Annotated in this window: 26 protein-coding genes; 14 read left to right on the plus strand and 12 right to left on the minus strand. The window is 67.2% G+C overall.

The annotated features are described in order from the left end of the window. Window position 1 precedes the first annotated feature (1 nt). Genes GV161_RS07250 through GV161_RS07260 form a run of 3 tightly spaced genes read right to left on the minus strand, consistent with a single transcriptional unit; the run spans window position 2 to window position 2,943 of the window. On the minus strand, window positions 2-937 hold the full coding sequence (locus GV161_RS07250; RefSeq protein ID WP_152015344.1) for a site-specific tyrosine recombinase XerD: 936 nt from the start codon (window positions 935-937) through the stop codon (window positions 2-4). Then, window positions 934-1,080 carry a histidine kinase gene (locus GV161_RS07255; protein ID WP_152015343.1) on the minus strand — a complete coding sequence of 49 codons (147 nt, stop codon included), beginning with the start codon at window positions 1,078-1,080 and terminating at the stop codon, window positions 934-936. The genes GV161_RS07250 and GV161_RS07255 overlap by 4 nt, the downstream gene beginning before the upstream one ends. Before the next feature lie 30 nt (window positions 1,081-1,110). Continuing rightward, window positions 1,111-2,943, minus strand: a complete 1,833-nt coding sequence (locus GV161_RS07260; protein ID WP_152015342.1) for an aminodeoxychorismate synthase component I — start codon at window positions 2,941-2,943, stop codon at window positions 1,111-1,113. Window positions 2,944-3,065: 122 nt separating this feature from the next. Here GV161_RS07260 and GV161_RS07265 point away from each other — a divergent pair, with 122 nt between their 5' ends. The 3 genes from GV161_RS07265 to GV161_RS07275 are packed head-to-tail and all read left to right on the plus strand — an operon-like array spanning window position 3,066 to window position 6,123. Next, entirely contained in the window at window positions 3,066-3,656 is a 591-nt protein-coding gene (locus tag GV161_RS07265; RefSeq protein ID WP_152015341.1) for a shikimate kinase, read from the plus strand. Beyond that, window positions 3,653-4,798, plus strand: coding sequence for a 3-dehydroquinate synthase (aroB, locus tag GV161_RS07270; protein ID WP_244624143.1), 1,146 nt, complete (start codon window positions 3,653-3,655; stop codon window positions 4,796-4,798). Before GV161_RS07265 ends, aroB begins: the two co-directional genes overlap by 4 nt. A gap of 11 nt (window positions 4,799-4,809) precedes the next feature. Further along, complete coding sequence (locus tag GV161_RS07275) at window positions 4,810-6,123, plus strand: CNNM domain-containing protein (RefSeq protein WP_152015340.1); 1,314 nt, start codon at window positions 4,810-4,812, stop codon at window positions 6,121-6,123. A 15-nt stretch (window positions 6,124-6,138) separates the two neighbouring features. Here the strand turns inward: GV161_RS07275 and GV161_RS07280 are convergent, their stop codons facing one another. The 3 genes from GV161_RS07280 to GV161_RS07290 all read right to left on the minus strand — a co-directional run bounded on the left by GV161_RS07280 (window position 6,139) and on the right by GV161_RS07290 (window position 8,444). After that, window positions 6,139-6,696 (minus strand): TetR/AcrR family transcriptional regulator, encoded by a 558-nt coding sequence (locus tag GV161_RS07280; protein WP_152015339.1) that lies wholly within the window; start codon window positions 6,694-6,696, stop codon window positions 6,139-6,141. 6 nt (window positions 6,697-6,702) lie between these two features. Continuing rightward, a complete protein-coding gene (locus GV161_RS07285; protein WP_152015338.1) occupies window positions 6,703-7,176 on the minus strand; it encodes a nuclear transport factor 2 family protein in 474 nt (157 codons plus the stop codon). 89 nt (window positions 7,177-7,265) lie between these two features. Further along, a complete protein-coding gene (locus GV161_RS07290) occupies window positions 7,266-8,444 on the minus strand; it encodes a calcium:proton antiporter (protein WP_152015337.1) in 1,179 nt (392 codons plus the stop codon). 149 nt (window positions 8,445-8,593) lie between these two features. Here GV161_RS07290 and GV161_RS07295 point away from each other — a divergent pair, with 149 nt between their 5' ends. After that, window positions 8,594-8,989 carry a hypothetical protein gene (locus GV161_RS07295; protein ID WP_152015336.1) on the plus strand — a complete coding sequence of 132 codons (396 nt, stop codon included), beginning with the start codon at window positions 8,594-8,596 and terminating at the stop codon, window positions 8,987-8,989. A 3-nt stretch (window positions 8,990-8,992) separates the two neighbouring features. On the opposite strand, the gene GV161_RS07300 is transcribed toward GV161_RS07295, so the two are convergent. From GV161_RS07300 to GV161_RS07310, 3 genes are all read right to left on the minus strand, one after another. Next, entirely contained in the window at window positions 8,993-9,322 is a 330-nt protein-coding gene (locus GV161_RS07300; protein ID WP_152015335.1) for a DUF1330 domain-containing protein, read from the minus strand. A 141-nt stretch (window positions 9,323-9,463) separates the two neighbouring features. After that, window positions 9,464-10,438, minus strand: coding sequence for a TRAP transporter substrate-binding protein (locus tag GV161_RS07305; protein ID WP_152015334.1), 975 nt, complete (start codon window positions 10,436-10,438; stop codon window positions 9,464-9,466). Window positions 10,439-10,518: 80 nt separating this feature from the next. Next, a complete protein-coding gene (locus GV161_RS07310; RefSeq protein WP_152015333.1) occupies window positions 10,519-12,336 on the minus strand; it encodes a glucan ABC transporter ATP-binding protein/ permease in 1,818 nt (605 codons plus the stop codon). A gap of 137 nt (window positions 12,337-12,473) precedes the next feature. Here GV161_RS07310 and GV161_RS07315 point away from each other — a divergent pair, with 137 nt between their 5' ends. From GV161_RS07315 to GV161_RS07325, 3 genes are read left to right on the plus strand one after another with little or no spacing between them, the layout of a single operon-like run. Then, a complete protein-coding gene (locus tag GV161_RS07315) occupies window positions 12,474-13,244 on the plus strand; it encodes a MotA/TolQ/ExbB proton channel family protein (RefSeq protein ID WP_152015332.1) in 771 nt (256 codons plus the stop codon). A gap of 12 nt (window positions 13,245-13,256) precedes the next feature. Further along, window positions 13,257-14,081 (plus strand): flagellar motor protein MotB, encoded by an 825-nt coding sequence (locus GV161_RS07320; RefSeq protein ID WP_152015331.1) that lies wholly within the window; start codon window positions 13,257-13,259, stop codon window positions 14,079-14,081. Window positions 14,082-14,089: 8 nt separating this feature from the next. Beyond that, window positions 14,090-14,842 (plus strand): M15 family metallopeptidase, encoded by a 753-nt coding sequence (locus GV161_RS07325; protein WP_152015330.1) that lies wholly within the window; start codon window positions 14,090-14,092, stop codon window positions 14,840-14,842. 19 nt (window positions 14,843-14,861) lie between these two features. Here the strand turns inward: GV161_RS07325 and GV161_RS07330 are convergent, their stop codons facing one another. Together GV161_RS07330 and GV161_RS07335 are read right to left on the minus strand one after the other, a co-directional pair. Beyond that, window positions 14,862-15,344 carry a CAP domain-containing protein gene (locus tag GV161_RS07330; RefSeq protein ID WP_152015329.1) on the minus strand — a complete coding sequence of 161 codons (483 nt, stop codon included), beginning with the start codon at window positions 15,342-15,344 and terminating at the stop codon, window positions 14,862-14,864. Between the two features lie 49 nt (window positions 15,345-15,393). Beyond that, window positions 15,394-17,985 (minus strand): DUF3772 domain-containing protein, encoded by a 2,592-nt coding sequence (locus GV161_RS07335; protein WP_159650186.1) that lies wholly within the window; start codon window positions 17,983-17,985, stop codon window positions 15,394-15,396. A gap of 436 nt (window positions 17,986-18,421) precedes the next feature. On the opposite strand from GV161_RS07335, the gene GV161_RS07340 reads away from it, so the two are divergent. From GV161_RS07340 to GV161_RS07370, 7 genes are all read left to right on the plus strand, one after another. After that, window positions 18,422-18,889: a (2Fe-2S)-binding protein gene (locus tag GV161_RS07340; protein WP_152015327.1), complete on the plus strand. Its 468-nt coding sequence runs from the start codon at window positions 18,422-18,424 to the stop codon at window positions 18,887-18,889. A gap of 79 nt (window positions 18,890-18,968) precedes the next feature. Continuing rightward, window positions 18,969-21,158: a molybdopterin cofactor-binding domain-containing protein gene (locus GV161_RS07345; RefSeq protein WP_152015326.1), complete on the plus strand. Its 2,190-nt coding sequence runs from the start codon at window positions 18,969-18,971 to the stop codon at window positions 21,156-21,158. Beyond that, window positions 21,155-21,601 carry a sulfur oxidation c-type cytochrome SoxX gene (gene soxX / locus GV161_RS07350; protein ID WP_152015325.1) on the plus strand — a complete coding sequence of 149 codons (447 nt, stop codon included), beginning with the start codon at window positions 21,155-21,157 and terminating at the stop codon, window positions 21,599-21,601. The genes GV161_RS07345 and soxX overlap by 4 nt, the downstream gene beginning before the upstream one ends. Then, on the plus strand, window positions 21,564-22,058 hold the full coding sequence (locus GV161_RS07355; RefSeq protein ID WP_152015324.1) for a thiosulfate oxidation carrier protein SoxY: 495 nt from the start codon (window positions 21,564-21,566) through the stop codon (window positions 22,056-22,058). The genes soxX and GV161_RS07355 overlap by 38 nt, the downstream gene beginning before the upstream one ends. A gap of 4 nt (window positions 22,059-22,062) precedes the next feature. Continuing rightward, a complete protein-coding gene (gene soxZ / locus GV161_RS07360) occupies window positions 22,063-22,389 on the plus strand; it encodes a thiosulfate oxidation carrier complex protein SoxZ (protein ID WP_152015323.1) in 327 nt (108 codons plus the stop codon). Continuing rightward, window positions 22,386-23,147 (plus strand): sulfur oxidation c-type cytochrome SoxA, encoded by a 762-nt coding sequence (gene soxA, locus GV161_RS07365; protein WP_152015322.1) that lies wholly within the window; start codon window positions 22,386-22,388, stop codon window positions 23,145-23,147. The genes soxZ and soxA overlap by 4 nt, the downstream gene beginning before the upstream one ends. A gap of 62 nt (window positions 23,148-23,209) precedes the next feature. Next, complete coding sequence (locus GV161_RS07370; RefSeq protein WP_152015321.1) at window positions 23,210-24,145, plus strand: alpha/beta hydrolase-fold protein; 936 nt, start codon at window positions 23,210-23,212, stop codon at window positions 24,143-24,145. Between the two features lie 150 nt (window positions 24,146-24,295). Here the strand turns inward: GV161_RS07370 and GV161_RS07375 are convergent, their stop codons facing one another. Further along, a complete protein-coding gene (locus GV161_RS07375) occupies window positions 24,296-25,405 on the minus strand; it encodes an ROK family protein (RefSeq protein WP_152015320.1) in 1,110 nt (369 codons plus the stop codon). Window positions 25,406-25,548: the final 143 nt, after the last annotated feature.

The following is a 25,548-nucleotide window of genomic DNA, read 5'->3' on the forward strand; positions in this document are numbered from 1 at the left end:
TCTAGCTGTCTCCGTCCATCAGCGGGTGGAGATCGCGGACCATGCTCTTCAGCCGCTCGTCGAGGATATGGGTGTAGATCTGCGTCGTCGCGATGTCGGCATGCCCCAGAAGTTCCTGCACGACGCGTAAGTCTGCGCCGTTCTGCAGGAGATGGCTGGCGAAGGCGTGGCGCAGCACATGCGGCGAGACCTTCGCCGGTGACAGGCCGGCGGCGGCGGCCAGCGATTTGAGATCGCGCCCGAAAGCCTGGCGGGTCAAGTGCCCACTCTCGCCATCGGAGGGGAAGAGCCAGCGCCCGTCCGGCGCGCCCTGCTCACGCAGCACGGCAAGATGCGCTGCAGCAGCCACACGCGCCGCCTCGTTCAGCGGCACCAGCCGGTCTTTGTCGCCCTTGCCGCGCACGACCAGGAAGCGCTCGCGCGTCGTCGCGGCAGAGAGCGGCAGCGCGATCAGTTCGGAAACGCGCAGGCCGGTGGCGTAGAGCATCTCGATCAGGCAGCGCATCCTGACGCCGCGCGCCCGTGCGGCGGGTGAGAGCCCTTCCTGCTCCGCCATCTGCTGCGCCGTACCGATCAGCCGGTCGACCTCGGCGACGCTGAGCACCTTTGGCAATGGCCTGCCAAGCCGCGGCCCCTCGATCGCGGCGGTCGGATCGGTGCCTGCGAGGCCTTCCGTGTAGAGGAAGCGGTGGAACTGCCTGACTGCCGAAAGCCGCCGCGCCGCCGAGGAAGCTTTCAGCCCGCGCTCCGACAATTCGATGAGATAGGCCCGGACATCGTCCGCCGTGGCCGCGGCCGGCCCGCCCTGGCTCGCGGCGAAGCCGAGATAATCATCGAGATCGCGCTCATAGGCCTCGAGCGTGTTCTTGGCGGCGCCGCGCTCGGCCGCCAGCATGTCGAGGAAACCGTTCAGCCAGGAGCGCGCCTGCTTGCTCATTTCTGCTGCAGCTTCGAGGGGGGCACGATCTCGACCATCTCGCGCGGCTCCGGCTTCACGAAGGTGACCAGCGCGAGCATGCCGCCATAGACCAGCCCGGCGATGACAGCCAGGAACGTCAGGAACTTGAACAGCGTCGGCACGGCCGGCGATTCCCCATGCACCCCAACCCGTTATTTCTGATTGGGGGTATCGGACGCAAGGGCGGAACCTGCGATCTCTGCAAGCTGCAGCCCGCGCAGGCTGTTGCCGACGAACCAGCGCCCGGCCTGCCTGAGGTCGTCGAGCCGCAGCGGCGCCTCACGGGCAACCCCGGTTTCGATAAGTTCCCGGCGCAACACGCCCGGTAGCAGGCCATGCACCAGCGGCGGCGTCAGCAACACGCCGTCGTGCTCGACAAAGACATTGCTGCGGCTGGTCTCGGTGATGAAGCCCTGCCGGTTCAACAGCAGGGCATCGTCGCAGCCTTGCAACGCCGCCTCCGCGAAGGCTCGCTCATAGACCGCCCGACGCGTCGTCTTGTGACGCAGGAACGGATCGCCGGCATCGACCCGCTGCCTCGCGATGGCGATCCGGACCGCGCCGCCTGCCGCGACCGGCATCGGCGCAGTCGTGATTTGAAGCATGCCGTCGCAGCGCAGCTCGCAACGCACGCGGCGTTCCTCCCCGGCAGGAAGCGCCGCCTCAGCCGCCGCGAGCTGCCCGAGCACCTGTTCCCGATCGAGCCGGAAGCCGAGCACCGACGACGACGCGGCAAGGCGCTCGAGATGCAACGCCAGCCGGACATAGCCACCTGACCAGCGCAGCGTCTCGATCAGCCCGTATTCCTCGGCTAGATCGGTCAGCACCCGCGCCTTCAGCCGGCACTCGGCATATTCCTCTGCCGGCCTGGAATCGACGACGATACCGCCGCCGACGCCGTAAACCCCCTCGCCTCCCGGCAACAGCGTCGCGGTCCGGATCGCGACGTTGAAGCTGAGATCGCCATTTGGCGCGATCATGCCGAGCGATCCCGTATAGATCCCGCGCGGCGCGGCTTCGAGCTCGCGGATGATCTCCATCGCCCGCAGCTTCGGCGCGCCGGTGACCGAACCGCAGGGGAATAGCGCCTGCATCTGCTCCAGAAGCGACAAGCCCGGCCGCAATTGGCTGGTCACCGTCGAGGTCAGTGTATGGAAGCCCGGATAGGTCTCGACGCTGAAGAGGGCGGGAACCTTGACCGAGTCCTGCTCGCTGATCCGGCTGAGATCATTGCGCAGGAGGTCGACGATCATCAGGTTCTCGGCCTGCTGCTTCGGGTCGGCCCGGAGCGATGCCTTCGCCACCTCGTCGGCCGGCGCATCGAAGCCGCGCGCCGCTGTTCCTTTCATCGGCCGTGTGACGGCGCGCCGGCCGGCGGTCTCGATGAACAGCTCCGGCGAGACCGACAGGATGCTCGCCTCGCCCGTCGCGACCATGCCGCCATGAGCGACCGGCTGGCTCGCCCTGAGCGCGCCGTAAAGCGCAAGCGGGTCGCCGGGATAGCGGAAGCGGATCGGGAAGGTCAGATTGACCTGATAGGCATCGCCGGCATGGAGATAGTCGAGCACGCGCTGCACCGCCGCCGCATGCGCCGCTTCGTCCAGCCCGAACGCCAGATCCCCCAGCGGCGCTGGGCACCGTGCTGCGAACTCCTGGTCGAGCTCAGCCGGAACGATGCTGCGCGGCGCTTCGAACAGGCCGAACCAGAGCAGCGGCAGCCGAGGCTCGCTCGGCAACAGCCCTGCCAACCGCGGCTCGAAGGCATAGCCCAGCTCATAGGAGAGGAAGCCGGCCGCGTGCAGGCCGCGTGCCAGACCGGCCTTGATGCGGGCGAATGCTTCGGCGATCTCGGCCGGTTCCGATGCCTCTACGATCTCGGCGGGATCAGCGAAGAGCAGTGCCTGCCCTGCCCCGCTGCGGTCTTCCAGCAGCACGAAGGGCGCCCGCAATCCGGCGATTCCGCAATTTGCTCCAGCCACCGGCATCACGCGCTCACACCCCGTCGCGGCGCTACGAGCCCGACTAGGCGGCCACGGTCAAGCCGCCCTGCATCGCACATGGCGGTGCCACGATCCTCATGCTAGAGCGGGCACAAGGAATTCAGTTGATGACGATGGCGGAAACGATCGAACAAGTGGACCGCATCGCGCTGCGCGCCGCGCTCGGTGCGCGGGCCGTGGTACTGGTGGGCATGATGGGCTCGGGCAAAAGCTCGGTCGGCAAACGCCTTGGCGCCCGGCTCGGCCTCCCCTTCGTCGACGCCGACACCGAGATCGAGACCGCCGCCGGCATGGCGATCCCCGAGATTTTCGCCCAGCGTGGCGAAAGCGAGTTCCGCGATGGCGAGCGCCGCGTCATCTCCCGCATCCTGACGACGCGCGCACCGCTCGTACTGGCGACCGGCGGCGGCGCCTTCATGAACGCCGACACCCGCGCCCGCATCGCCGAGCTCGGCATCTCGATCTGGCTGAAGGCCGAGTTCGACGTGCTGATGCGCCGCGTCCGCAAACGCAGCAATCGCCCGCTGCTCCAGACGGCCGACCCCGAGGCGACCGTACGGCGCTTGCTGGCCGAGCGCGAGCCGATCTATGCGCTCGCCGACATCACGCTGATCTCGCGCGACGATCCCCATGAGGTCGTCATCGAGGACGCCGTGGCGGCGCTCGACCGGCGGCTGCGCCAGGAAGGCAAGGAATGAACGCTATGGCCTCGGCTGCCCCTGCAGCGGAACGGATCGTCGTGCCGGTCGCGCTGGCCGAGCGCTCCTATGACATCCTGATCGGCCGCCATCAGCTCTGCGAGGCTGCGCAGGTGATCGCCCGGCGCTTTCCCGGCGCTCGCGCCGCCATCGTCACCGACGAGAACCTCGCCGCCCTGCATGCTCCCGCGCTCGAATCCTGCCTGCAGCAGGCCGGCGTCACGGCGACGCGCCTGACGATCCCGCCGGGCGAGGCGTCCAAATCCTATGCCCGCTTCATCGAGCTCTGTGACGGTCTGCTCGCCGCCAAGATCGAGCGCAACGACCTCGTCATCGCGCTCGGCGGCGGCGTCGTCGGCGACCTCTCGGGCTTCGCCGCCTCGGTGCTGCGCCGCGGCGTGCGCCTAGTGCAGATTCCGACCAGCCTGCTCGCCCAGGTCGATTCCTCCGTCGGCGGCAAGACCGGCATCAATTCCAGCCATGGCAAGAACCTGATCGGCGCCTTCCACCAGCCGGCGCTGGTGGTCTGCGACACCGCCTTGCTCGATACGCTGAGCGAGCGCGAGTTCAAGGCCGGCTATGCCGAGGTGGTGAAGTACGGGCTGATCGACGATGCCGCCTTCTTCGACTGGTGCGAGGTCAACTGGCGCCGCGTCATGGAAGGTGGACCCGAGCGCGACCATGCGGTCGCGACCGCCTGCCGGGCCAAGGCCGCTGTCGTCGCCCGCGACGAGCGCGAGGATGGCGACCGTGCCCTTCTCAATCTCGGCCACACCTTCGCCCATGCGCTGGAGCGGCTGACGCGATACGACTCCACCCGCCTCGTCCATGGCGAAGCCGTCGCGATCGGGCTTTGCCTTGCTTTCCGCTTCTCGCAGCGGCTCGGTCTCTGCTCCGGCCAGGATGCCGGCCGCGTCGCCGCCCATCTCGCCGCCGTCGGCCTGCCGACCAGGCTGCAGGACGTGCCCGGCGGCGCCGGCACGGCGTCTGAGATCGTTGAGGCGATGACCCAGGACAAGAAGGTCAAGCGCGGCGCGCTGACCTTCATCCTGACGCATGGCATCGGCAAGAGCTTCATCGCGCCCGGCGTCGCCACCGAGACGGCGCACGACTTCATCGAGAGCGAACTCGCGGGAACCTGAGCGCTTCCTCCATGGTCGCCATCCCGCATCTCGATCCCTGGCTCGCCATCGCCATCGTCGCGCTCGGCGTGCTGCTGACCGGTTTCCTGGCGGCCGCCGATGCGGCGCTTCATGCGATTTCGCGCGCCAGGCTCGTCGCGCAGGAAAAGGCCGGCAGCCGCCGCGCCGCGATCGTCCTGCGCGTGCTCGGTGACCGCGAACGCCTGAGCGGCGTCTTCCTGCTGGCGCGCACGCTGGTGAAGACCGCGACGGCGAGTTTTGCCGCCTATGCGGCGCTCGCCTCCTTCGGTGTCAGCGGCGCGGCCTGCCTCGCGATTGCGGTCGCGCTCATCGTTGTCGTCGTCGGCGAACTCGCGCCACGCATGGCAGCCGTTGCCGACCCCGAGCGGATGGCGCTCAAGCTGGTGCGGCCGGTGGCGCGCCTGCTTGCCGTACTCGGCCCGCCGGTCCGGCTCATGCAATGGTTCGCGCGCCGCTCACTCGGGCTGTTCGGCCTGCGGATCGATTCGCAACGCCCGGTGCTGGCGATCGACGAGATCCTGCGCGACCAGGTCGAACTGATGCGCCAGGAGGGCACGGTCGCGAAGGCCGATGGCGACATGGTCAGCGGCCTGCTCGACCTGAAGCAGCTCGAAGTCGCCGATGTGATGATCCACCGCACCAAGATGCGCACGATCAATCTCGATCTCGGGCCTGAGGCGATCGTGCGCGAGGTGCTGGCCTCGCCCTATACCCGCATGCCGCTCTGGCGCGACAAGCCGGAGAACATCGTCGGTGTCCTGCACGCCAAGGACCTGCTGCGCGCGCTCGATGCCGCTGGCGGCGACGCCTGCAAGCTTGATGTCGCGACCATCGCGCTCGAGTCCTGGTTCGTGCCGGTGAACACGCCGCTGCCCGAGCAGCTCAAGGCCTTCCTCGCCCGCAAGACGCATTTTGCCCTCGCGGTCGACGAATATGGCGAGGTGATGGGGCTGGTGACGCTCGAGGACATCCTCGAGGAGATCGTCGGCGACATCCGCGATGAGCACGACGTCGCCGTTCCCGGCCTGCGCCAGCAGCCGGATGGGGGCGTCATCGTCGATGGCGGCGTGCCGATCCGCGACCTCAACCGAGCGATGGACTGGCAGTTGCCCGACGACGAGGCGACGACCATCGCGGGCCTCGTCATCCACGAGGCTCGTGCCATCCCCGATGCCGGCCAGGCGTTCACCTTCCACGGCTTCCGCTTCGAGGTGATGCGCAAGAGCCGCAACCGGCTGACAGCGCTCAGGGTAGCCCCCGCCGGCAACGGCACGCATGAACAGGAGCCCGCGAGCGCCGCGTGATGGTAGCCAGATCGCTCAACCGGCAGGCTGCAGCTTGAGGCGCAGCCTTGCGAGCAACCTTGTAAAGATTGCGGCCTCGACGCGAGCCCGCGCCAGGACGAGCCCTCCCTGAATCAGGGCCAGGATTTCTTCCGCCAGCCCGTCCGGATCGGCCTGGCCGCCACGGGCGAGCGCCCCGGCGAGCGCATCCTGCCAAGCCGTGAAATAGCCGGCGATCTGCGCCGCGAAGCGCTCGCGCGCATCGGCCAGGGCCAGCGCTCCGACCAGGCAAATGCGCCGGCCCGAACGGAAATAGCCATCGACCGCGACGAGCATCGCCTCGATCGCGGCCGCGGCGTCGCCGTCCTCTCGAAGAGGCTGGAATACCTCGTTCTCGAACCAGCTATCGATCTCGTCGAGCACGGCCTTGGCCATCTCCTCCTTCCCGCCGGGGAAGAAGTGATAGAGGCTGCCCTTGCCGAGCCCCGTGCGCTCGCCGATCACCGACAGGCTCGCCGCCTCGAAACCGTGGTCGCGAAAGATCTCGCCGAGCACCGGCAGCAGGTCGGCCCGCTCGCTGATTCGTCTTGCCATCAGCTCTTATAAGCCGAGATCGCTCAGGCCGGGATGATCGGCTGGACGCGGCCCGGAGGCGTCCCAATGGAACTTCCGCGCCGCTTCCGCGATCGGCAGGTCGTTGATGCTGGCATGGCGACGGGCCATCAGGCCGTTTTCGGCGAACTCCCAGTTCTCGTTGCCGTAGGAACGGTACCACTGCCCGGAATCGTCGCGCCATTCATAGGCGAAGCGCACGGCGATGCGGTTGCCGGTGAAGGCCCAGAGTTCCTTGATCAGCCGATAATCGAGCTCGCGCTGCCATTTGCGGGTGAGGAAGGCTTCAATCGTAGCCCGGCCCTGGAAGATCTCGGCCCGGTTCCGCCAATGCGAATCCTCGGTATAGGCCAGCGCGACCCGCGCCGGATTGCGCCCGTTCCAGCCGTCCTCGGCGGCTCTGACTTTGAGGATCGCGGTATCCTCGCTGAACGGTGGAAAGGGCGGCCTTGCTTCGCTCACGGCAAATCTCCTGTACCAATCGGTAAATACTTGACCGATTGGTACAGAATAGATCCTGCCTCGTCAACGCCCTCTGCCGAGCCTCCTGGTCAGGGGCTGAACACCAGCACCAGGAAGACGAAGAACACCGAGAGATGCACCGCCCCTTCCAGCATGGTGGTGCGCGTGCCGGTGAAGGTCAGCGTCGAGAGCAGCAGCGTCATCGACAGGATGACCATGTTGGTGCCGGAGAGGCCGAGCACGACCTCCTGTCCGGTGATGAGCCCGATGACCAATACGGCCGGGACCGTCAGCCCGAGCGTCGAGGCGGCAGCGCCAAGACAGAGATTGATCGCACGCTGCAGCTGGTTGGTGGTGATCGCGCGCAGCGCCGCGATGCATTCGGGCGTGAACACCACCATGGCGATCAGGATACCGCCGAGCGCCACCGGCGCGCCAAGGCGCGCGATGCCGAAGTCGAGCACGACGGCGAGGCTTTTCGCCAGGATCACGATCGGCAGGATGTTGGCGAGCAGCAGGATGACATGCGACCGCGTCGAACCTTCCGAGGGCGGATGCGGCGGCTCCTCGGACGGCTCGGCATCAGGCTCCGGCGCTGGCGCTGGCGCCGGTTCGGAACCGGGCTGCACCCGGGCCCGGGCATAGGCCGCGCCATAGGGCATGTTCGATTCGCCGGCGGGCTCCTTGAAGAAGACGCTGTGCCGGCCGGTCTGCAGGATCAGGAAGGCGCCGTAGAGCAGCAGGGTGAAGAGCGAGAACGCGATCGACTGGAAGGTGGTTAGCGTGCCGTCCGAGGTCGAGGTGGTGAAGTTCGGAAGGACAAGCGGGATCAGCGTCAGCGGAATGATCACCGCGAGATAGGCCGAGGCGCCCTTGAGGTTGTAGCCCTGCGAGAAGTGCCGGAGGCCGCCGATGAAGAGGCCGATGCCGACGACACCGTTGAGCACGATCATCAGCACTGCGAACATGGTGTCGCGCCCGAGCGTCGGCGCGCCCTTGGCGCCCAGCATCACTGCCGAGATCAGCGCCACCTCGATGATGACGATCGAGAGCGTCAGGATCAGCGTGCCATAGGGCTCGCCGAGCCGATGCGCGATCTCCTCGGCCTCATGCACCACGCCGAACGCCGACCAGACGATGACACCGAGCAGCCAGGCAAAGATCAACAATGACGGCAAGGGCGCTCCAAGCTGTGCGAGCAGCGTGCCGCCAAAGATCTGGAAGGCTGCAACCGAGGCCCAGGCGCAGGCGAGGCGGGCGATCATCATGTCAGGCAATGGGTCCGTCGTTGGGAAAAGGAGACAGGCGAGTACGTGCCGAAAATGATCTCACAACGGCACGCCCGTGACACGCGATTGTTGCCTCGCACGCGTCTCCCATGCGCAAAGGCGCCACAAAGGAGGTCGAGACCAGCGCAATGAGCGCCCTCGATCTTCGCCTTGCCCATCTCGTCCTCTTCACTGGGGCTGCATTGCTCGCCGGCACGCTGGAGACGCGCGCCCAGCCGGAGCCGACCTTCCGTACGAGTTGCAGCGAATTGCGCACCGCATTGAAGTCACTAGCCGGCAAGGAAGGCGAACTCATCACGATCGAGGTCGAGGGTCCTCTGACTATGGTCAAGACGGGCGCCGGCGTGACCTATCTCGGCTTGTGCCAGGCACCCGACCCGCGGGTGCTCTGCGTCACCTATGACAGCAATGGTCGAAATACCGGCGAGCGCATCGTCGTCAGCGGCAGCTGGGAGCAGGTCGGCCCCGATCACGTCAAGCTCGACCCCTGCCTGCATTTCCTGCCGGGCGAGCCGGCGCCCTGAGGGTCAGCCCAGCTTCGCCAGGAAATCGGTCGCCCGATAGTCGTCCGATACACCGGCGACGATGATCGCGGCACTACGCGAGTTGCGCGTCCTGAGCGGCAGGATCGCCTGATAGGCCGGCGAGGCGTACCAGCCATGGGCAGCGTCGCGGTCCGGAAAAGCGATGACGACGAGGTCGCCCTCCCAGGGACCTTCCATGACCTCCGGCGTCACGCCATGGATCAGGAAGCGGCCGCCGAACGGCACGAGGGTCTCGTCGATGCGCTTGATGTAGTCGACGATCTCGACGTTGACGTCGACGTCGCGCAGATGGGCGATGGCATAGGCGGTCATGGTGCGCTCCTCGATCGAAAACGGCCGGTGCGGCCGGTGTCGCGAGGGACCATGCCCGCCGCAGCGCGGCGGGTCGATTACGCCTCGGGTAATCGAAACCGCGCCGCCTCGGCAAAGCAGCGACGCAGCAGCGCGAGTGCCTCAGCGCTTGGCGAAGGCGTCGAGGATCGCGGCGCCTTCCGCTCCGGCCTTGCCGCGCCAATCCTCGACCGCGGCCTTGCCCGCAGCCTCGAGCCGTTGGGTCAGATCGGCCGGCAGCTTCGCGTGGATGGTGACGCCGTTTGCGCGCATGCGGGTATAGTTCTCGTCGAGCCGCGTCCTGATCGCGCTCCATTGCCGCCGCTCGGTCTCGGCTGCGGCTTCGTCGACGACCTGCCTGAGATCGGCCGGCAGGGCCTCGTAGGCGGCGAGATTCACCGTCGCCAGCGAGATCGGCAGTGCATAGTTCACCTCGCTGAAATGCGGCAGGAACTGCCAGAGATTGCGCCCGGCCCCGCCATCCCCCGACGACAGCACCGCCGTGACCGAACCGTCCTTCACCTTCGGCATGGCGTCGGCGAAGGACAGGTTCACTGCCTTGGCGCCGGCATTGCCCATCACTGTGGTCGAGGTCGCGTCATAGGTGCGGATCGACAAGCCGGCGAGATCCCTGGCCGAGGCCACCGGCTCCTTCGACCAGATGCCGGAGGCCGGCCAGGGCGTGGTGTAGAGCATGCGCTGGCCGTAGCCGGCGAAGACCTCGGCATAGGCCGGCCGGGCAAGGTCGGTCAGGCGCCTGGCATCCTCGATCGAGGTTGCCAGGAACGGCAGTGACGACAGGCCGAAGAGCGGATGCACCGAGCCCAGCGCCCCGGCGAAGGCATCGCCGACCGCGACCTTCCCTTCCTGCACGGCTGCGACCATGCCGGCCGACTTGATCCCCTTCGCGGCGTCGAAGCTCGGGATAATCGTCAGACGCCCGCCCGAACGCTCGTTCACCAGCTTTGCAAAGGTCGCGACGCCCTCGCCCGGAATGGCGCTGGCAGGATACTCGGTCGGCATTTCCCAGACCGTCTGGGCAAAAGCGGCAGGCGACAGGCTCAAGGCGAGCGCGATGATCGGCACGAGGCGGCGCATGGACGGGTCTCCGTGTTGGCTGGGCAGCTAGGCTTGCTCCCGAAGAGGCGAGGTCGGAGCGAGCATAGCGGCCTGAACCATCACGCGCCTGGCAGCTTTTGTGCCAATGGGCTGGCCTCGGCCTCCGACAGCGTCGATGCAGGCTTGTCGGTAACGAGATACTGCGCCCGCGCCAAGGCTGCGAAGCGCCCGCCCTTGGCGACGAGCTCCTCGAAGGAGCCCATCTCGATCACCTGGCCCTGCTCGAACACCAGGATGCGGTCGGCATTGCGGATGGTGGCGAGACGGTGCGCGATGACGAAGGTGGTGCGGCCCTTCATCACCTCGTCGAGCGCCTTCTGCAGCTTCACTTCGGTCGCCGCATCGAGCGCCGAGGTCGCCTCGTCCAGGATCAGGATCGGCGGGTTCTTGAGCAAGGCGCGCGCGATCGACAGGCGCTGGCGCTCACCGCCCGAGAGAGTGCGGCCACGCTCGCCGACGATGGTGTCGAGCCCGTCGCTCTGGCGCGCCATCACTTCGGTCGCCTGCGCGCGGTCGAGCGCTTCCATCATCTCGGCATCGGTCGCGTCCGGCTTGCCGACCGTCAGGTTCTCGCGGATCGAGCGCGCGAACAGCATCGGCTCCTGGAAGACGACGCCGATATTGCGCCGGAGCGAAAGCAGCGAGATCTCGCGGATGTCGCGCCCATCGGCGAGGATGCGGCCCGATTGCGGATCGAAGGCGCGGTGCAGCAGGCCGAGCGTGGTCGACTTGCCCGAGCCGGTCGAGCCGACGATCGCGATGGTCTCGCCGGGCCTGACCTCGAAGGAGACGTCAGCGACGGCGGCGCGCTTGCCATCATAGGAGAAGGAAACGTCGTCGAAGGTGATCCGGCCCTCGAGCCGACCGGCATCGGGAGAACCGGGCTGATCGCGCACCGCCGGCAGCGTGTCGAGCACCTCGAAGAACTCGCGCATCTTCGGCGCCTGCATGAAGATGAAGTTCACGAAGGAGACGATCTGCTCGAGTCTGCCGACCAGCATGGTGGCGAAGCCCATGAAGGTGACGATCTCGCCGACCGTGGTCAGCCCCTGCATCAGCAGCCAGGTGCCGACGACGAAGATCGAGAGCACGGTCAGCGTCGCCGAGGCACGGGTCGCGACGGTAGCGACAGCCCACCAGGTCAGCACCGGGATCTGCGCTTCGAGCAGGCTGGTGATGGTGTTGCGCAGCCCGCGCACCTCGGCCTCGATCCTGGTGAAGCTCTGGATCACCGGCACGTTGCCGAGCGCGTCCGAAGCCCGCTCCGCCAAGCTTGAATGATAGGCCTCGACATTGCTCTGCAGCTTGTCGGTCTTGCGCAGCACGAAGGCGGTGAGTGTGCCGAACAGCACGACGAGGAAGATCAGCACCAGGCCGAGCTGCCAGTTCTTCCAGAGCGTGAACGGCAGCAGGATGAAGAGCGCGACGAAGCTGGCGCAATGCTCGCGGAAGAAGGAGAGCCAGAGCGCCCACATGCCGCTGGTGCCTTCGAGCATCACCTTGAGCACGCGGCCGGAATGGGTCTGCGTGTGATAGGCGAGCGGCAAGGTCAGCGCATGCTCGAAATAATTCGCCATCACAGCGAGGCGGCGGCGATGCGCCAGCCGGTCGGCGAACAGCGCGACGAAGACGCCTGCAGCGATATTGAACAGGCCGAAGCCGACCCAGGCGGCCAGCAATACGTTGATGTCGCCCCAGCCGGGTCGCGTGCCCGCCGTCTGCAAGCTGGTCAATTTGTCGATCAGCGCGCCGAAAAGCATCGGCTCGGCAAAGGCCGCGCCCGCCAGCGCGATATTGGCGACAGCGAGCAGGAGCCCCAGGCGCCGTTCCGGACCGAGCTCGCCGAGGACGCGGGCGTAGATTGCAAGCAGAGACATGGCCAAGAGCTTTAGCTCACGGAGCGGCGTGAGCAAGTCCTCACCCTTAACGCTTCCTTCAACTCGCGCCGCCTATCGTTTCCGGCGTGCGAGAGGCGTGGCGCGCAGGGCCGACGGCAGCGCACCAAGGTGCTTTCATGGATATCGCGACCGGCGCAGGCATCATCGGTGGCATCGCTACGATTGTCGCGCTGATCATGATCGATGGCGGCAACTTCGCCGCCTATTGGGACAAGCACGCCGCCATCATCATCTTCGGCGGCGCCTCGGCCGCAACCATGCTGCGCTTTCCCTTCTCGGTGATCGCGCACGGCCTGCCTATGGGCATCCGCTTCGCCTTCACAATGCGCTCGATCCACCCTCGTGAGCTGATCGACGAGATCACGCGCGTCGCCGAGATCAACCGCAAGAGCGGCCCGGTCGCGCTCGAAAATGTCGAAGTCTCCGATCCGTTCCTGGCCCAGGGCCTGCGCTACATCGCCGACGGCTACGACAAGGACTTCATCCGCGACACGATGGAGCGCGACCGCGACAACTTCCTGCAGCGGCTCGACGAAGGCTCGAAGGTCTACCGCGCGATCGGCGACTGCGCCCCTGCCTGGGGCATGATCGGCACGATTCTCGGCATGGTCACTATGTTCGCCAACATGTCGGATCCGTCCAAGCTCGGCCCGGCCATGGCGACGGCGCTGCTGGCGACGCTCTACGGCGCCATGGTCGCCAACATGTTCACCCTGCCGATTGCCGACAAGCTGCACATCAAGCTCGAGGAAGAAGAGATCTCGCGCACGCTGATCATCGACGGCATCCTGCAGATGCGCGACGCCAAGAGCCCGACCTTGGTGCGCGAAATGCTCCTTGCCTACCTGCCGGACCACCATCGCGCCGAGATGACCGAAGCGACCTGAGCGGAGCCCGCCATGGCCAAGAAGAAGCGAGGCGGGCATGGCGGTCACGGCTGGTTCGTGACCTTCGCCGACCTCATGGCCCTGCTCATGGCCTTCTTCGTGATGGTCGCCGCCTATTCGAGCCAGGACAAGCAGAAGCTCCAGATCGTCGCCGGTTCGATGCGCGAGGCCTTCGGCACCCAGCGCGACTTCAAGCTCGCCGGCATCGTCGAGGTCGACGGCATCCCGACCAGGACGCACATCAAGAACGCCTATGTCCGCCCGCTCGAGGAAGCCTCCGACAACACCGCGCCGAATCACAACCAGCAGAAAGAAGATGGGCTGGTCTCGGCCACCCATGACCGCGGCTTTGCGCTCGCCGCCGCCTCGCTGCGCCAGGCGCTGCGCGAGATGCCGGAGATCGGCGAACTCTCGCGCAGCATCCTCATCGAGGTCTCTGAGCAGGGCATCGACATCCAGCTTGTCGACCAGGATGGCCGCGCCATGTTCGACGAAGGCTCGGTCCAGCCGAACGAGCGCATGCGCAAGCTTCTCGCCGCGATCGCGCCGACGCTGCGGCGCATGCCCAACAAGATCGCCATCACCGGCCACACCGCTGCGCAGCGCCCGGGCGCTACGGCGCCCGGCAGTCCCTGGGCGCTCTCGGTCGGCCGCGCCTCAGCGGTGCGCGAGATCCTCGGCAATGCCGGCGTGCCCGACGAGCGCTTCAGCTCGGTCACCGGCAAGGCCGACACCGAGCCGCTGGTCAAGGACAACCCCTATCTCGCCTTCAACCGCCGCGTCGGCATCGTGCTGAAGGCCGATGCGCCGCCGCTGCCGGTCGGCGCCAAACCCTGAGCCGCGGCATGCCGCGCCCAGCGATCGTCAGGCGGGCGCTGATCGCCGCCCTGCTCGTGCTCGCCTCGCGGCCCGTCAATGCCCAGCCGCTGCCTGCAGGCTTCGTGCGGCTGCGCGACCTCGCGCCGACGATCGCGCAGGACGTCCGCTATGCGACGCCGTTCAATTTCACCGGCGCGGTCGTGCCCGGCTATGGCCGGGGCGAATGCGTGCTGACGCGCGAGGCGGCGAACGCGCTGATCCGCGTCGAGCAGCGGCTCGCTCAGCAGGGCTATGGCTTGAAGCTGTTCGACTGCTACCGGCCCGCCCGAGCCGTCTCCGCCTTCAATAACTGGGTGAAGCGGCCGGGCGCCACCGATCTCGGCCGCATCTTCCACCCCGGCATCGCCAGGAGCGATCTCGTCGCCAAGGGCTACATCGCCGGAAATTCCAGCCATTCGCGCGGCTCCACCGTCGATGTCGGCCTCATCCGCGCCGGCGAAGCGCCCTTGCCGACCCCCGAGAATGCCGGCCCCTGCGACGGCGCCCAGGCCAGTCGCCCGCACGAGACCAGCCTCGATCTCGGCACGAGCTTCGACTGCTTCTCGGAAAAAAGCGCGCTCCGCCATCCCGGCGTCACAGCTGAGGCCCGCCGCAATCGCGAAATCCTCGCCACAGCGATGAGCGCCGAGGGCTTTCGCGGCTACAGCAAGGAATGGTGGCACTTCACGCTGGCAAAGGAGCCTTTTCCGAAGACACCCTTCGATTTCGCAATCGAATGACGACGCCAGCCGCGCCTGCTCAGGGCGCGACCACCAGCGCCCAGTAGACCTGGTATTTCGAGCCCGGCGCATAGGCCGAGGCGATGCCCATGCGCGTCGCGTTCGGCGCCTTCATCACCCGGTCGTGCTGCGGCGAGTCGCGCCAGCCGGAGAAGGCCTCGGCCAGGCGACGATAGCCGGCCGAGAGATTGGCCTCGGCGCCCGGCTGCCCGGTCCGCGCCAGCCGGGCCTTCACCGCCTCGGCCTGGGCCGGCTTGTCGGCGGCGGCCATGGCGGCCGCCTCCTGCTCGGCTGCCCGCATCAGCTCCGGATCGAGCTTCAGCGTTCCGAGGCCGGCATTGAGCCGATAGGCCGAGATGGTCGCGCGTGCCGCCTCGGCATCGACCCTGGCCGAGGGCGAGCCCAGATCGCGATAGAAGGCGGGCTGGGTCCGGACCGGCTCGGTGCAGCCGGCAAGGTTCAATAGTGAGAGCGCGGCCGCGAGCGCGGCGGGACAGCTCATCGACCGCAGCCGCTGGCGCGCGGTGGGAGCGGAGGTAAGGCGCATCGCATCAGTCCTTGGTCTCGTCCTTGCCGCCATTCGCGGCCGGTTCAGGTTTGGCGGGCGGTGGCAGCGTTTCCTCCGGCTCCGCCTCGGCTTCGGGCTCCGGGCCCGAGCGCTTGACGGTGACGCGTCCGCCTGCCGGCTTGGCGCGGCGGCCGACCTCCTTCGACACGGCGGCGGCGATCTCACCGAGCGAGTGCTCGACCCCCTCCAGCCCCTTGACGGTGAGCTCGGTCGGGACCGGAGTCTCCAGCTCGCTCAGACGCCTGTGGATGACATAGTTGAGGTCGCTGGTGACGCGCCCGACGATGTCGACATCGCCGACCACACAGATCAGGTCGAAATCCATCGTCGTCGTGCCGAGCTTCTTGAACAGCACGGCCGGGCCCGGCTTCTTCAGCACGTCGCCATGCGCTTCGCCGGCCTCGACCAGCATGGTGCGGACCTCGGTCGGATTGAGCCGGCGCGGCACGCTGATCGAGATCAGCACCCTGCCGGTCCGGTCGGAGCGGACGCGGTTGCGCACCACGCCCGAGACCAGGTTCGAGTTCGGCACGATCACCGAGGAGCGGTCGAAGGTCTCGATCTCGGTCGAGCGGACATTGATGCGCTTGACGATGCCCTCGGCGTCGCCGACCAGCACCTGGTCGCCGACCCGGATCGGCCGCTCCCAGAGCAGGATCAGCCCCGAGACGAAGTTCGACACCACTGACTGCAGGCCGAAACCGATACCGACCGAGAGCGCCGAGGCGACGAGGGTGAGCCGCTCCAGGCTGAGGCCCAGCGAGGAGAAGCCGATCGCGGCGGCGCCCGCATAGCCGACATAGCCGGCTGCGGTGGTGATCGAGTTGCGCAAGCCGGTGTCGAGCGAGGTCGTCGGCAGGAACTTGCCGTCGAGCCAGCCCTGCAGCGAGCGCGTCGCCGCCAGCCCGAGCGCGAAGAGCAGGATCGCCACGACGATCGAGGACAGCGAGACCGTGACCCCGCCGACCTGGAAGCCGAAGAAAGCGGCCCGCAGCGACGTCGTCAGATCCGTCGATTCCAGGCCCCAGGGCGCCAGCGCCAGCATGATCGTGACGACGATCAGCACGATCTTGAGGACGCCCGAGAGTACGACGGCAATCTTCTGCAGCGTCGCCGCGCGCAAGCCGATCCCCGCCCGCAGCGTCAGCGCGAAGCGGCCGTCGCCGGTGAGTTGGCTGAGAATGCCGAGGTCGATCAGCTGCATCAGCAGCACGAAGACGGCTGCGAGGATGCCGAGCCAGATCACCTGCTCGGTCAGGAAGGTCGCCAGCACGACATAGCCGAACAGGAGCGCCAGGATGATCCCTATGCCAACGATCCAGCCAAGGATGCGCACCGGACCGAGGCTGGCGCCATCGACCGGCACATAAGGACCAAGGCACGCTTCCTGCTCGATCTCCTGATTGTCGCGCAAGCGATAGAGCCCGGCGATCAGAATCACCGCGAAGACGGTGGCGACGATGCCGCGCACGATGATCGACAGGGTGAGGCCAGCGGCGATCGCCTGCAGCCAGGCCTCCAGCACCTTGCCGATCGCCATGACGATCGCGAGCGAGCCGGCGAGGCGGGTCACGGTCTTCGCGGTCGACTCCATCACGCTGGCGAGGCGACGCTGCGGCTCGCCGGGAGCGAACAGCGCATCGACCAGCGCCTGGACGAAGGCGAACAGAGCGAGCCCGAAAACCGCAGCAAGGATCACCGGCTGGATTCGCGGCGGCAGCAGGCCGGCGGTGTTCAGGCCGGCATAGATCAGCCAGCTCGCCAGCGCCGGCGGCGCCGTCCGCGCGACGATGCGGATGAGCGCCCCATAGAGGATGTGGCGATCGCTGGAATCGACGCTCGCCGCCAGCCGTGCCGTCAGCCGCGGCATATAGCGAGCGCGTGCGACATAGAGCGCGATCGCACCGAGGAAGGAGAGAGCGACCAGGACACCGCGCGGGCTGAACAGCGCCGAGGTGAAGACCGAGAGCCAGTCGCCGAAGATGAATTGCGAGGCGCGCAAATCGGACGGGAAGGCCGTCAGCGTCGTCGACCAGACCTCCGGATTGAGGATCGACGGGCCGGCCGCGAACAGAGCCTTGGCGAAACGGTCGCGCCTGAGGTCGCCGATCGAGCTTTGCAATTGCTCGGCCTGGAGCAGCGTCGCGCGCCCGATCTTCAGGGTCTCGTCCGCCTCGCCGAAGGTCTTGGTGCGGGTCTCACGCTCGCGCGCTACATCCGGCGTCTCGGGCGGCGCATTGGCGTCGGGCTTGGCTCCGAGTTGGTCGAGCCTGAGCTTGGCCTGCTCGGTGCGCGGCGCCTGCTCGTCGGTGAGAATGCGCAGCTGGTCGAGCAAGGGCTGCAGGCGCAATCGCTGGCGCTGCAACTCATTGTCCGAGACATTCGGATTGGCGAGCGAACCCTCGATCTGGGTGAGCTCGCCGCGGATCGAGTCCAGGCGGGCGCGCGGGCTTGTCGTATTGTCGGCAGTCTGCGCCAGCGCCACCAGCGGCACGACGAGCAGCATCAGCGCGAACAGCAGCAGTCTGCCGCCAGAGCGGCGCAAGGCTCGGTCGAGGCCGGAAATCATCGACATTGCGGTCCTGCCGGGCTGATTCGCTTGGTCGCGCAGCCTCGCCATTGCCGCGGGACGAAAGCAAGCATCTCCGACGAAACGCCGCCGCGGCCGGGTTCAGGGCTCCGCAGCCCCACCGGGCAAAGATCGTATGAAGGCATCACATTCCTGTGAGAGAGCATCGAGGCAGGCACAGTCAGGGCTGCGTGTCTGCGACAGAAAACCGGACAGCATCATGGCAGCGCCGAAGAAAGCCGCCTGGATCGCCATGAGCGCACGCTAAAACGATTCAACGCGACCGTGATCGCAGGTGAGCACGCAACCTCTGGCGGCAGCCGCGCTTCTGGGCTTGAATTCTTCCAAGGAACATCCCGGCCGCTGAATGGCCGGCTCGTGCAGAACGGCGAGGCGCGCTGGCTCTCTCGCCGACCTTGGGATCGAAACCGGGAGGTTTACGGTGGCTAAGCTGAGCATCAATGGCAAGACGATTGAGGTTGCAGTCGAGGACGACACGCCTCTGCTCTGGGTGATCCGCGAGCAGATTGGCCTCACCGGCACGAAATATGGCTGCGGCATCGCCCAATGCGGGGCCTGCACCGTGCATATCGACGGCGTCGCCACCCGCTCCTGCTCAATGCCGGTGAGCGCCCTCACCGCCGAGCAGAAGATCGTCACCATCGAGGGGCTCTCGCCCGACGGCAACCATCCGATCCAGAAGGCCTGGATCGAACACGACGTGCCGCAATGCGGTTTCTGCCAGAGCGGCATGATCATGGCCGCGGCAGCTCTGCTGCAATCCAATCCCAAGCCGAGCGATGCCGACATCGCCTCCGAGATCACCAATATCTGCCGCTGCGGCACCTATAACCGCGTCAAGGCTGCCATCAAGGACGTCGCCGCCGGCGGCCAGATGAATCGCGGCTGATCTGACCTCGCCCATTTCCCTGCGCACGGCTCGAGCGCCACAGCCTCGCCGCAGCGCCATCCGCAATCAGGAGGACGCCATGAGTCTAGCCTCTGTGATCGACACCAAGCTCTCCCGCCGCAGCCTGCTGAAAGGCTCGGCCGCAGCCGCCGGCGCCTTCAGCTTCGGCTTTGCCATCCCCTTCTCCGAGGAAGCACAGGCGCAAGGCGCGGTGCCGGAAGTCAACGCCTGGGTCGTGATCCATCCCGACGACAAGGTGGTGATCCGCATTGCCCGTTCCGAAATGGGCCAGGGCACGCTGACCGGCCTCGCCCAGCTCGTCGCCGAGGAACTCGACTGCGACTGGGCCAAGGTCACGACCGAATACCCGACACCCGGCCAGAACCTCGCCCGCAACCGCGTCTGGGGCAATTTCTCGACCGGCGGCAGCCGCGGCATCCGCGAATCCCATGAATATGTCCGCAAAGGCGGCGCCGCCGCGCGGATGATGCTGGTCCAGGCAGCCGCCGATGGCTGGAAGGTACCGGCCGCCGAGTGCAGCGCCCTCAAGGGCGTGATCACCCATAAGGGCTCAGGCCGCTCGATCCGCTATGGCGAGGTCGCCGCTGCGGCGGTGAAGCTCCAGCCCCCGTCCGATATCCCGCTCAAGGACCCGAAGGACTGGACCATTGCCGGCAAGCCGCTGAAGCGGCTCGACACCGCCGACAAGACCACCGGCAAAAAGATCTACGGCATGGACTTCAAGCTACCGGGGATGCTGAACGCCGCGATCAAGGACTGTCCGGTCTTCGGCGGCAAGGTGAAGAGCTTCGACGCCGCCAAGATCAAGGACATGCCGGGCGTCAAGCACGTCCTGCCGGTCGGCGACAGCGCGGTCGCCGTCGTCGCCGACAGCTGGTGGCGCGCCAAGACCGCGCTCGATGCGCTGCCGATCACCTGGGATGAGGGCGAGCACGCCAAGGTCTCCAGCGAGAGCATCGCCGCCTGGCTGAAGGAAGGGCTCGACGCTCCGCAAGCCGCGGTCGGCAACCAGAACGGCGACGTCAAAAGCGCCATCGCCAACGCCGCCCGCGTCATCGAGCAGGTCTATTCCTACCCGTTCCAGAACCATGCCTGCATGGAGGTGATGAACGCGACCGCGCTCTACACCCCGGAGCGCTGCGAGGTCTGGACGCCGACGCAGAACGGCGAGGCGGCGCTGGCCGCGACCGCCGAAGCGTCCGGCCTGCCGCTGGCCAAATGCGAGGCGTACAAGATCGATCTCGGCGGCGGCTTCGGCCGGCGCGGCGCCGTCCATGACTGGGTCCGCCAGGTCGTCGCCATCGCCAAGCAGATTCCCGGCATGCCGGTGAAGCTGATCTGGTCACGCGAGGAGGACATGCTGCACGGGCGCTTCCACCCGATCACGCAGTGCAAGCTCACCGGCGCGCTCGACAAGGACGGCAACCTGACCGGCCTGCACCTGCGCATCTCCGGCCAGTCGATCGTCGCCGGCATCTTCCCGCAGAACATCCAGAACGGGCGCGACCCCGCGGTGTTCCAGGGCCTCAACCCGCCGGGGCCAGAGGCCTCGATCGGCTATGGCGTGCCGAACCTGCTGATCGATCACGCCATGCGCAACCCGCATGTGCCGCCGGGCTTCTGGCGTGGGGTCAACCTCAACCAGAACACCATCTATCTCGAATGTTTCATCGACGAGCTCGCCCATGCCGCCGGCAAGGACCCGCTCGAATTCCGCCGCGCGCTGATGAAGAGCCACCCCAAGCACCTCGCCGTGCTCAACGCCGTCGCCGAGAAAGCCGGCTGGGGGACCAAGGCTCCCGATGGCGTCTATCGCGGCATTTGCCAGACCATGGGCTTCGGCTCCTATGTCGCGGCCGTCGCCGAGGTCTCGGTTGCCGCCGACGGCAAGCTCAAGATCCACAAGATCACCGCCGCGACCGATCCCGGCCACGCCGTCAACCCGGCGCAGATCGAGCGCCAGGTCGAGGGTTCCTTCGTCTACGGGCTCTCGGCCGCGCTCTTCGGCGAGTGCACGGTCAAGGATGGCCGCATGGTCGAGGAGAATTTCGACACCTATCCGGTGGTGCGCATGGAGGACATGCCGGCGGTCGAGACGATCATCGTGCCGTCCGGCGGCTTCTGGGGCGGCGTCGGCGAGCCGACCATCGCGGTGGCGGCGCCGGCAGTGCTGAACGCGATCTTCGCCGCCACCGGCAAGCGCGTGCGCAACCTGCCGCTCAAGAACACGGATTTGCGCAAGGCGTGAGGCTTGCCGCTATCCGGACCGCGCTGGTCGTGCTGGCGCTCGCGAGCGCGCCAGCAGCGGCGCTCGAAGCCTACACCGTCGTCGGCGACGCGATTCCCGCGCCGCTCGGCGACAAGATCGGCGATATCAAGCGCGGGCGGGCACTGGTGCTCGACCGTACCCAGGGCAACTGCCTGATCTGCCACCATGTGCCGGAGCCGAACGAGCCCTTCCAGGGCACGATCGGCCCGGACCTCGCCGGTGTCGCCACAAGGCTAGATGCGGGACAGCTGCGCCTGCGCCTCGTCGATGCCAGCCTGCTCAATCCGCAGACGGTGATGCCGCCCTATTTTCGTAACCAAGGATTGCGAGACGTTGCCCCGGCCTTTCGCGATCGGCCGGCGCTGACCGCCCAGGAGATCGAGGATGTCGTCACCTATCTCGCCAGCCTGCGCACGCCCTGAACCGGCGCTCTCGCGCCGCGAGATCATGGCGGCCGGCGCTGCCGGCTTCGCGCTTGTCGTCTTGCCGGCATCAACTCACGCAGCCGCGCCACCGGCGCTCGCCGAGCTGATCGCGCGCGTGACCGAAGGCGCGGTGCCGGAGCGCAGCAAGATCACCTTCGACATCCCCCAACTGGTCGAGAACGGCAATTCCGTCGATGTCGCGATCCTGGTTGAGTCTCCCATGACGGAGGCCGACCATGTCCGCTGGATCCATGTCATCGCAGAGAAGAACCCGTTTCCCGACGTCGCCCGCTTCCACCTCACCCCGCGCAGCGGCCGGGCCGATATCCGCGCCACCTTGCGCCTCGCCACCTCGCAGAAGGTCGCAGTCGTCGCGGCGCTGAGCGGTGGCAGCTATGTCATGGCCGATGCCGACATCGTGGTGACGCTCAGCGCCTGCATCGACGGAGGCTGACCCGATGGCATCGTTCAACGCCCGCATCACCATGCCGGCAGAGGCCAAGGCCGGCGAGATCGTCGAGATCCGGGTGCTCGTCCGCCATCCGATGGATCGGGGCGGCCAGGTCGATTCCGAGGGCCGCATCGTGCCGCGCAAGATCCTCAACCGGCTGACCGTGACCTATGCCGGCGAACCAGTGTTCCGCTACGACATGCACACCGGCGTCTCCGCCAACCCCTTCGTCAGCTTCACCACCCGCGCTGTCGAGACCGGCGACCTCTTGTTCGAATGGCGCGAGGATGGCGGGGCGACCTTCACCCGCACCGCCCGTCTCGTCGTGACATGAGGACCACCGGCCGCGCGCTTGCGGCAACCCTGCTCGTGCTGGCGAGCGCCGCGGCGGCCGACGAGATCAAACCGGGCAGCGCCTTCCTCTCGCCGCAGATGCAGCGTCAGCAGGAGGACGAGGCCCGCAACCCCGGCTGGCTCTGGGTCGAGCAGGGCGAGGAACTGTTCAGCCGCCGTGACGGCGCGGCCCCAGCCTGCGCTTCGTGCCACACCGATTCCAAACAGAGCCTGCGCGGAGCAGCAGCCCGCTACCCGCAGGTCGACGCCGCGAGCGGCAAGCTGATCAATCTGGAGGGCCGCATCGAGCAGTGCCGGGCCGACCGGCAGAAGCAGCCTGCCTTCGGCTATGAGAGCCAGGAACTGCTCGGCCTCACCGCCTATGTCGCCTCGCTCTCGAAGGGCGTGCCGCTGGCGGCCTCGGGGGAGGGCGCGGCCAAGCCCTTCTACGAAGCCGGCAAGTCCTTCTATGAGCGCCGGCAGGGCCAGCTCAATCTCGCTTGCACGCAGTGCCATGACGGCCTCGTCGGCCAGAAGTTGCGCGGCGACACGATCAGCTACGGCATCGGCACCGGCTATCCGGCCTACCGGCTTGAATGGAACGGCCTCGGCTCGCTGCACCGGCGGCTGCGCGCCTGCTCGCTCGGCGTCAGGGCGACGCAGTTCGACTACGGCTCCGACGAATACCTCTCCCTCGAGCTCTATCTCGCGGTGCGGGCCAAGGGACTCGCACTGGAGGCACCAGGTCTGCGGCGATAGGCCTTGTTGGCGGCCGCGCGAGCCGTCACGATCCCGGCACAGTCCTGTCGGAGACGTCATGGATGCTTCGCCTGCCTGCCCTCCTCGCCGCGCTCCTGATTGCCACCGCCGCCATCGCCGAGCCTGATGCCGAGCCGCCGGCCTCCGCTGCTGGCGTCGCCACGCCGCCGCCGTTCGTGCTGAAGGGAACCGAGGTCAGGACGATCCGGGCCAAGGCGTTGCAGCGCGACTACGAGATCTTCGTCAGCCTGCCGGAGTCCTATCAGAGCCAGCCGCGGCGGCGCTTCCCGGTGCTGTTCGTCACCGACGCCGACTACGCCTTCCCGCTGGTGCGCAGCATTGCGCGCCGGGTCGGCAACCGGGCCAAGGGGCTGGAGGAGTTCATCCTGGTCGGCCTCTCCTACTCGGTCGGCGACACGCCCGAATACAGCCGCCGGCGCGACTACACGCCGACGCCGAATGGCGAGAAGACGCGCGACCCGTCCGGCAAACCGCCGGTCTTCGGCGAGGCGGAAGGCTATCGTCGCTTCCTCTCCGAGGAGCTGATGCCCTTCGTCGCCGCGACCTACCGCACCGACACGACCCGCAGCATCTATGCCGGTCACTCCTATGGCGGACTGTTCGGCCTCCATGTCCTGCTGACCGAGCCGAGACTGTTCTCGCACTACATCATCGGCAGCCCCTCGCTCTGGTTCGACCAGAAGGTGCTGTTCCAGCGTGAGCGCGCCTATGCTGAGGCCAACAAGGAGCTGAAGGCGAATGTGCTGATGGCGATCGCCTCCTATGAGACGATCGACAAGGCTTCGGGCGATCCGCGCTACAACGGCAAGACCGACATGATCGCCGACCTCAGGGAGTTCGAGCAGGCGCTGCGCTCGCGTAATTATCCGGGCTTGAAGCTCTTGACCGAGATCATCCCCGGCGAGGACCATCTCACCGTCTTCCCGGCGATCGTCACGCGCGGCCTGCTCTGGGCTCTGCCGGCGAAGCGGGATTAGAGCGCAATCACACCACAAGATCATCCCGGGCGACCGCAGGGAGACCCGGGATCCATTCCTGAACCTCTCTCGGAAAGGCTCCGGAATGGATCCCGGATCGGCGCGGCTACGCCGCTTGTCCGGGATGACCATGATGGGTGAGAATGACGATCAATCCTTCTTGTCCTTGCCGTTCTTCGGCTTGTCCTTGCCCCGGCTCTTCGGCTTCACCCGATTGTGGAAGCTGGCATTGCCGAGCCCGGTGCCGATGGTCAGCACCGCCCAGTGCTCGACATCCTGCATGAACGGCAATTCGCTCAGCCCCTGAACGACGGCGTCGTTGTGCATGGTGACGACGGTGTCGTGCTCGCCGATCTCCGGCGCCATCTCGCGGATGCTCTCGACCAGGTTGAAGCGGCTGCTCGACCAGTTGCCCGGCAGGTTCTGGGCGCCACGGTCGATCGCGCCGTCAGGCTCGATCAGGCCGGGGCAGCCGACGCCGATGAAGGGCGCGACGCGCAAACCTTCCTTGCCGGCGTGCGCGATCTGCTCGCGCAGCATCTTGCCAAGCCGCTTCACCGCCTCTTCGCGGCTCGGCTCCTCATCGGCATGGCGCCAGAGCTCGGTTTCCCAGACCCGCGCCTTGCTGAGGTCTGAGGCCTTGTCCTGGCGCAGCTCGACGATGCCCGCCCGGATGTTCGAGCCGCCGATGTCGACGGCGACCAGGCTGTCATAGGCCTCGAAGATCCATTTCGGCGCGAGATGGGCACTGCCGACCAGCCCGGCCTCGTCGGGATGATGGCGCACCGGCATCAGCTCGATTGTATAGCCTTCGGTCTGCAGGATGATGCCGGCCCGCGCGATCGCGAGCTCGCCGATCCGGCTCTGGCGGAAGCCGCCGCCGACGACGATCCGCTCGACCGGGCTCCAGGCCTTCTGGCGCAGGAAGCGCCGGATCACGAAGGCGAGCGACTGGGCGAAGCGCTCGACTGCCGAGAGCACCAGCGCCGCCTCGCGCGCCTCGCCCTCGGTGAGAAGCTTGTCGAGTTCCGATTTGCTCGGCGTCTTGCCGGCCTTCGCCAGCGGGTCCTCGCCAGTTTCAGCCAGATGGCTGCGCAATTCGGCGAGATGGTCCATGAAGGCGCTGCGGCTCGCCTTGTCGCCAAGGAAGCCGTCGCCGTCGCGGATTTCGAGATTGTAGCTGGTGACGATGACCGAGGGCAGCTCCTGCGCTCCATGCGGCCCGGTCGCGTTCGTCTTGCTCGCAGTGGCCACTGCCATCGCATCCCCCCGCATTGAAAGCACCGGGGGGAGAACGAGCGAACGCCCCCGACGGTTCCTGCGCCGCGCCGCCGCATGCCCCGCCTGCGCTGCGGGCGGGGCCATTCAACCTGCTGGCGATTGACCGCGCCCCGCCGTTTCGC

This window comes from Bosea sp. 29B, assembly GCF_902506165.1.
GTDB lineage: Bacteria > Pseudomonadota > Alphaproteobacteria > Rhizobiales > Beijerinckiaceae > Allobosea.

What these genes read in the sequence shown, in the direction of transcription:
- GV161_RS07345 (WP_152015326.1), top strand. Translation starts at nt 18,969, where the DNA reads ATGAGTCTAGCCTCTGTGATCGACACCAAGCTCTCCCGCCGCAGCCTG.
- GV161_RS07335 (WP_159650186.1), bottom strand. Translation starts at nt 17,985, where the DNA reads ATGTCGATGATTTCCGGCCTCGACCGAGCCTTGCGCCGCTCTGGCGGC.
- GV161_RS07280 (WP_152015339.1), bottom strand. Translation starts at nt 6,696, where the DNA reads ATGGCAAGACGAATCAGCGAGCGGGCCGACCTGCTGCCGGTGCTCGGC.
- GV161_RS07320 (WP_152015331.1), top strand. Translation starts at nt 13,257, where the DNA reads ATGGCCAAGAAGAAGCGAGGCGGGCATGGCGGTCACGGCTGGTTCGTG.
- GV161_RS07265 (WP_152015341.1), top strand. Translation starts at nt 3,066, where the DNA reads ATGACGATGGCGGAAACGATCGAACAAGTGGACCGCATCGCGCTGCGC.
- GV161_RS07330 (WP_152015329.1), bottom strand. Translation starts at nt 15,344, where the DNA reads ATGAGCTGTCCCGCCGCGCTCGCGGCCGCGCTCTCACTATTGAACCTT.
- GV161_RS07310 (WP_152015333.1), bottom strand. Translation starts at nt 12,336, where the DNA reads ATGTCTCTGCTTGCAATCTACGCCCGCGTCCTCGGCGAGCTCGGTCCG.
- soxA (WP_152015322.1), top strand. Translation starts at nt 22,386, where the DNA reads ATGAGGACCACCGGCCGCGCGCTTGCGGCAACCCTGCTCGTGCTGGCG.
- GV161_RS07375 (WP_152015320.1), bottom strand. Translation starts at nt 25,405, where the DNA reads ATGGCAGTGGCCACTGCGAGCAAGACGAACGCGACCGGGCCGCATGGA.
- GV161_RS07315 (WP_152015332.1), top strand. Translation starts at nt 12,474, where the DNA reads ATGGATATCGCGACCGGCGCAGGCATCATCGGTGGCATCGCTACGATT.
- GV161_RS07300 (WP_152015335.1), bottom strand. Translation starts at nt 9,322, where the DNA reads ATGACCGCCTATGCCATCGCCCATCTGCGCGACGTCGACGTCAACGTC.
- aroB (WP_244624143.1), top strand. Translation starts at nt 3,653, where the DNA reads ATGAACGCTATGGCCTCGGCTGCCCCTGCAGCGGAACGGATCGTCGTG.
- soxZ (WP_152015323.1), top strand. Translation starts at nt 22,063, where the DNA reads ATGGCATCGTTCAACGCCCGCATCACCATGCCGGCAGAGGCCAAGGCC.
- GV161_RS07260 (WP_152015342.1), bottom strand. Translation starts at nt 2,943, where the DNA reads ATGCCGGTGGCTGGAGCAAATTGCGGAATCGCCGGATTGCGGGCGCCC.
- GV161_RS07275 (WP_152015340.1), top strand. Translation starts at nt 4,810, where the DNA reads ATGGTCGCCATCCCGCATCTCGATCCCTGGCTCGCCATCGCCATCGTC.
- GV161_RS07250 (WP_152015344.1), bottom strand. Translation starts at nt 937, where the DNA reads ATGAGCAAGCAGGCGCGCTCCTGGCTGAACGGTTTCCTCGACATGCTG.
- GV161_RS07355 (WP_152015324.1), top strand. Translation starts at nt 21,564, where the DNA reads ATGTCGTCACCTATCTCGCCAGCCTGCGCACGCCCTGAACCGGCGCTC.
- GV161_RS07370 (WP_152015321.1), top strand. Translation starts at nt 23,210, where the DNA reads ATGCTTCGCCTGCCTGCCCTCCTCGCCGCGCTCCTGATTGCCACCGCC.
- GV161_RS07290 (WP_152015337.1), bottom strand. Translation starts at nt 8,444, where the DNA reads ATGATGATCGCCCGCCTCGCCTGCGCCTGGGCCTCGGTTGCAGCCTTC.
- GV161_RS07295 (WP_152015336.1), top strand. Translation starts at nt 8,594, where the DNA reads ATGAGCGCCCTCGATCTTCGCCTTGCCCATCTCGTCCTCTTCACTGGG.
- GV161_RS07305 (WP_152015334.1), bottom strand. Translation starts at nt 10,438, where the DNA reads ATGCGCCGCCTCGTGCCGATCATCGCGCTCGCCTTGAGCCTGTCGCCT.
- GV161_RS07325 (WP_152015330.1), top strand. Translation starts at nt 14,090, where the DNA reads ATGCCGCGCCCAGCGATCGTCAGGCGGGCGCTGATCGCCGCCCTGCTC.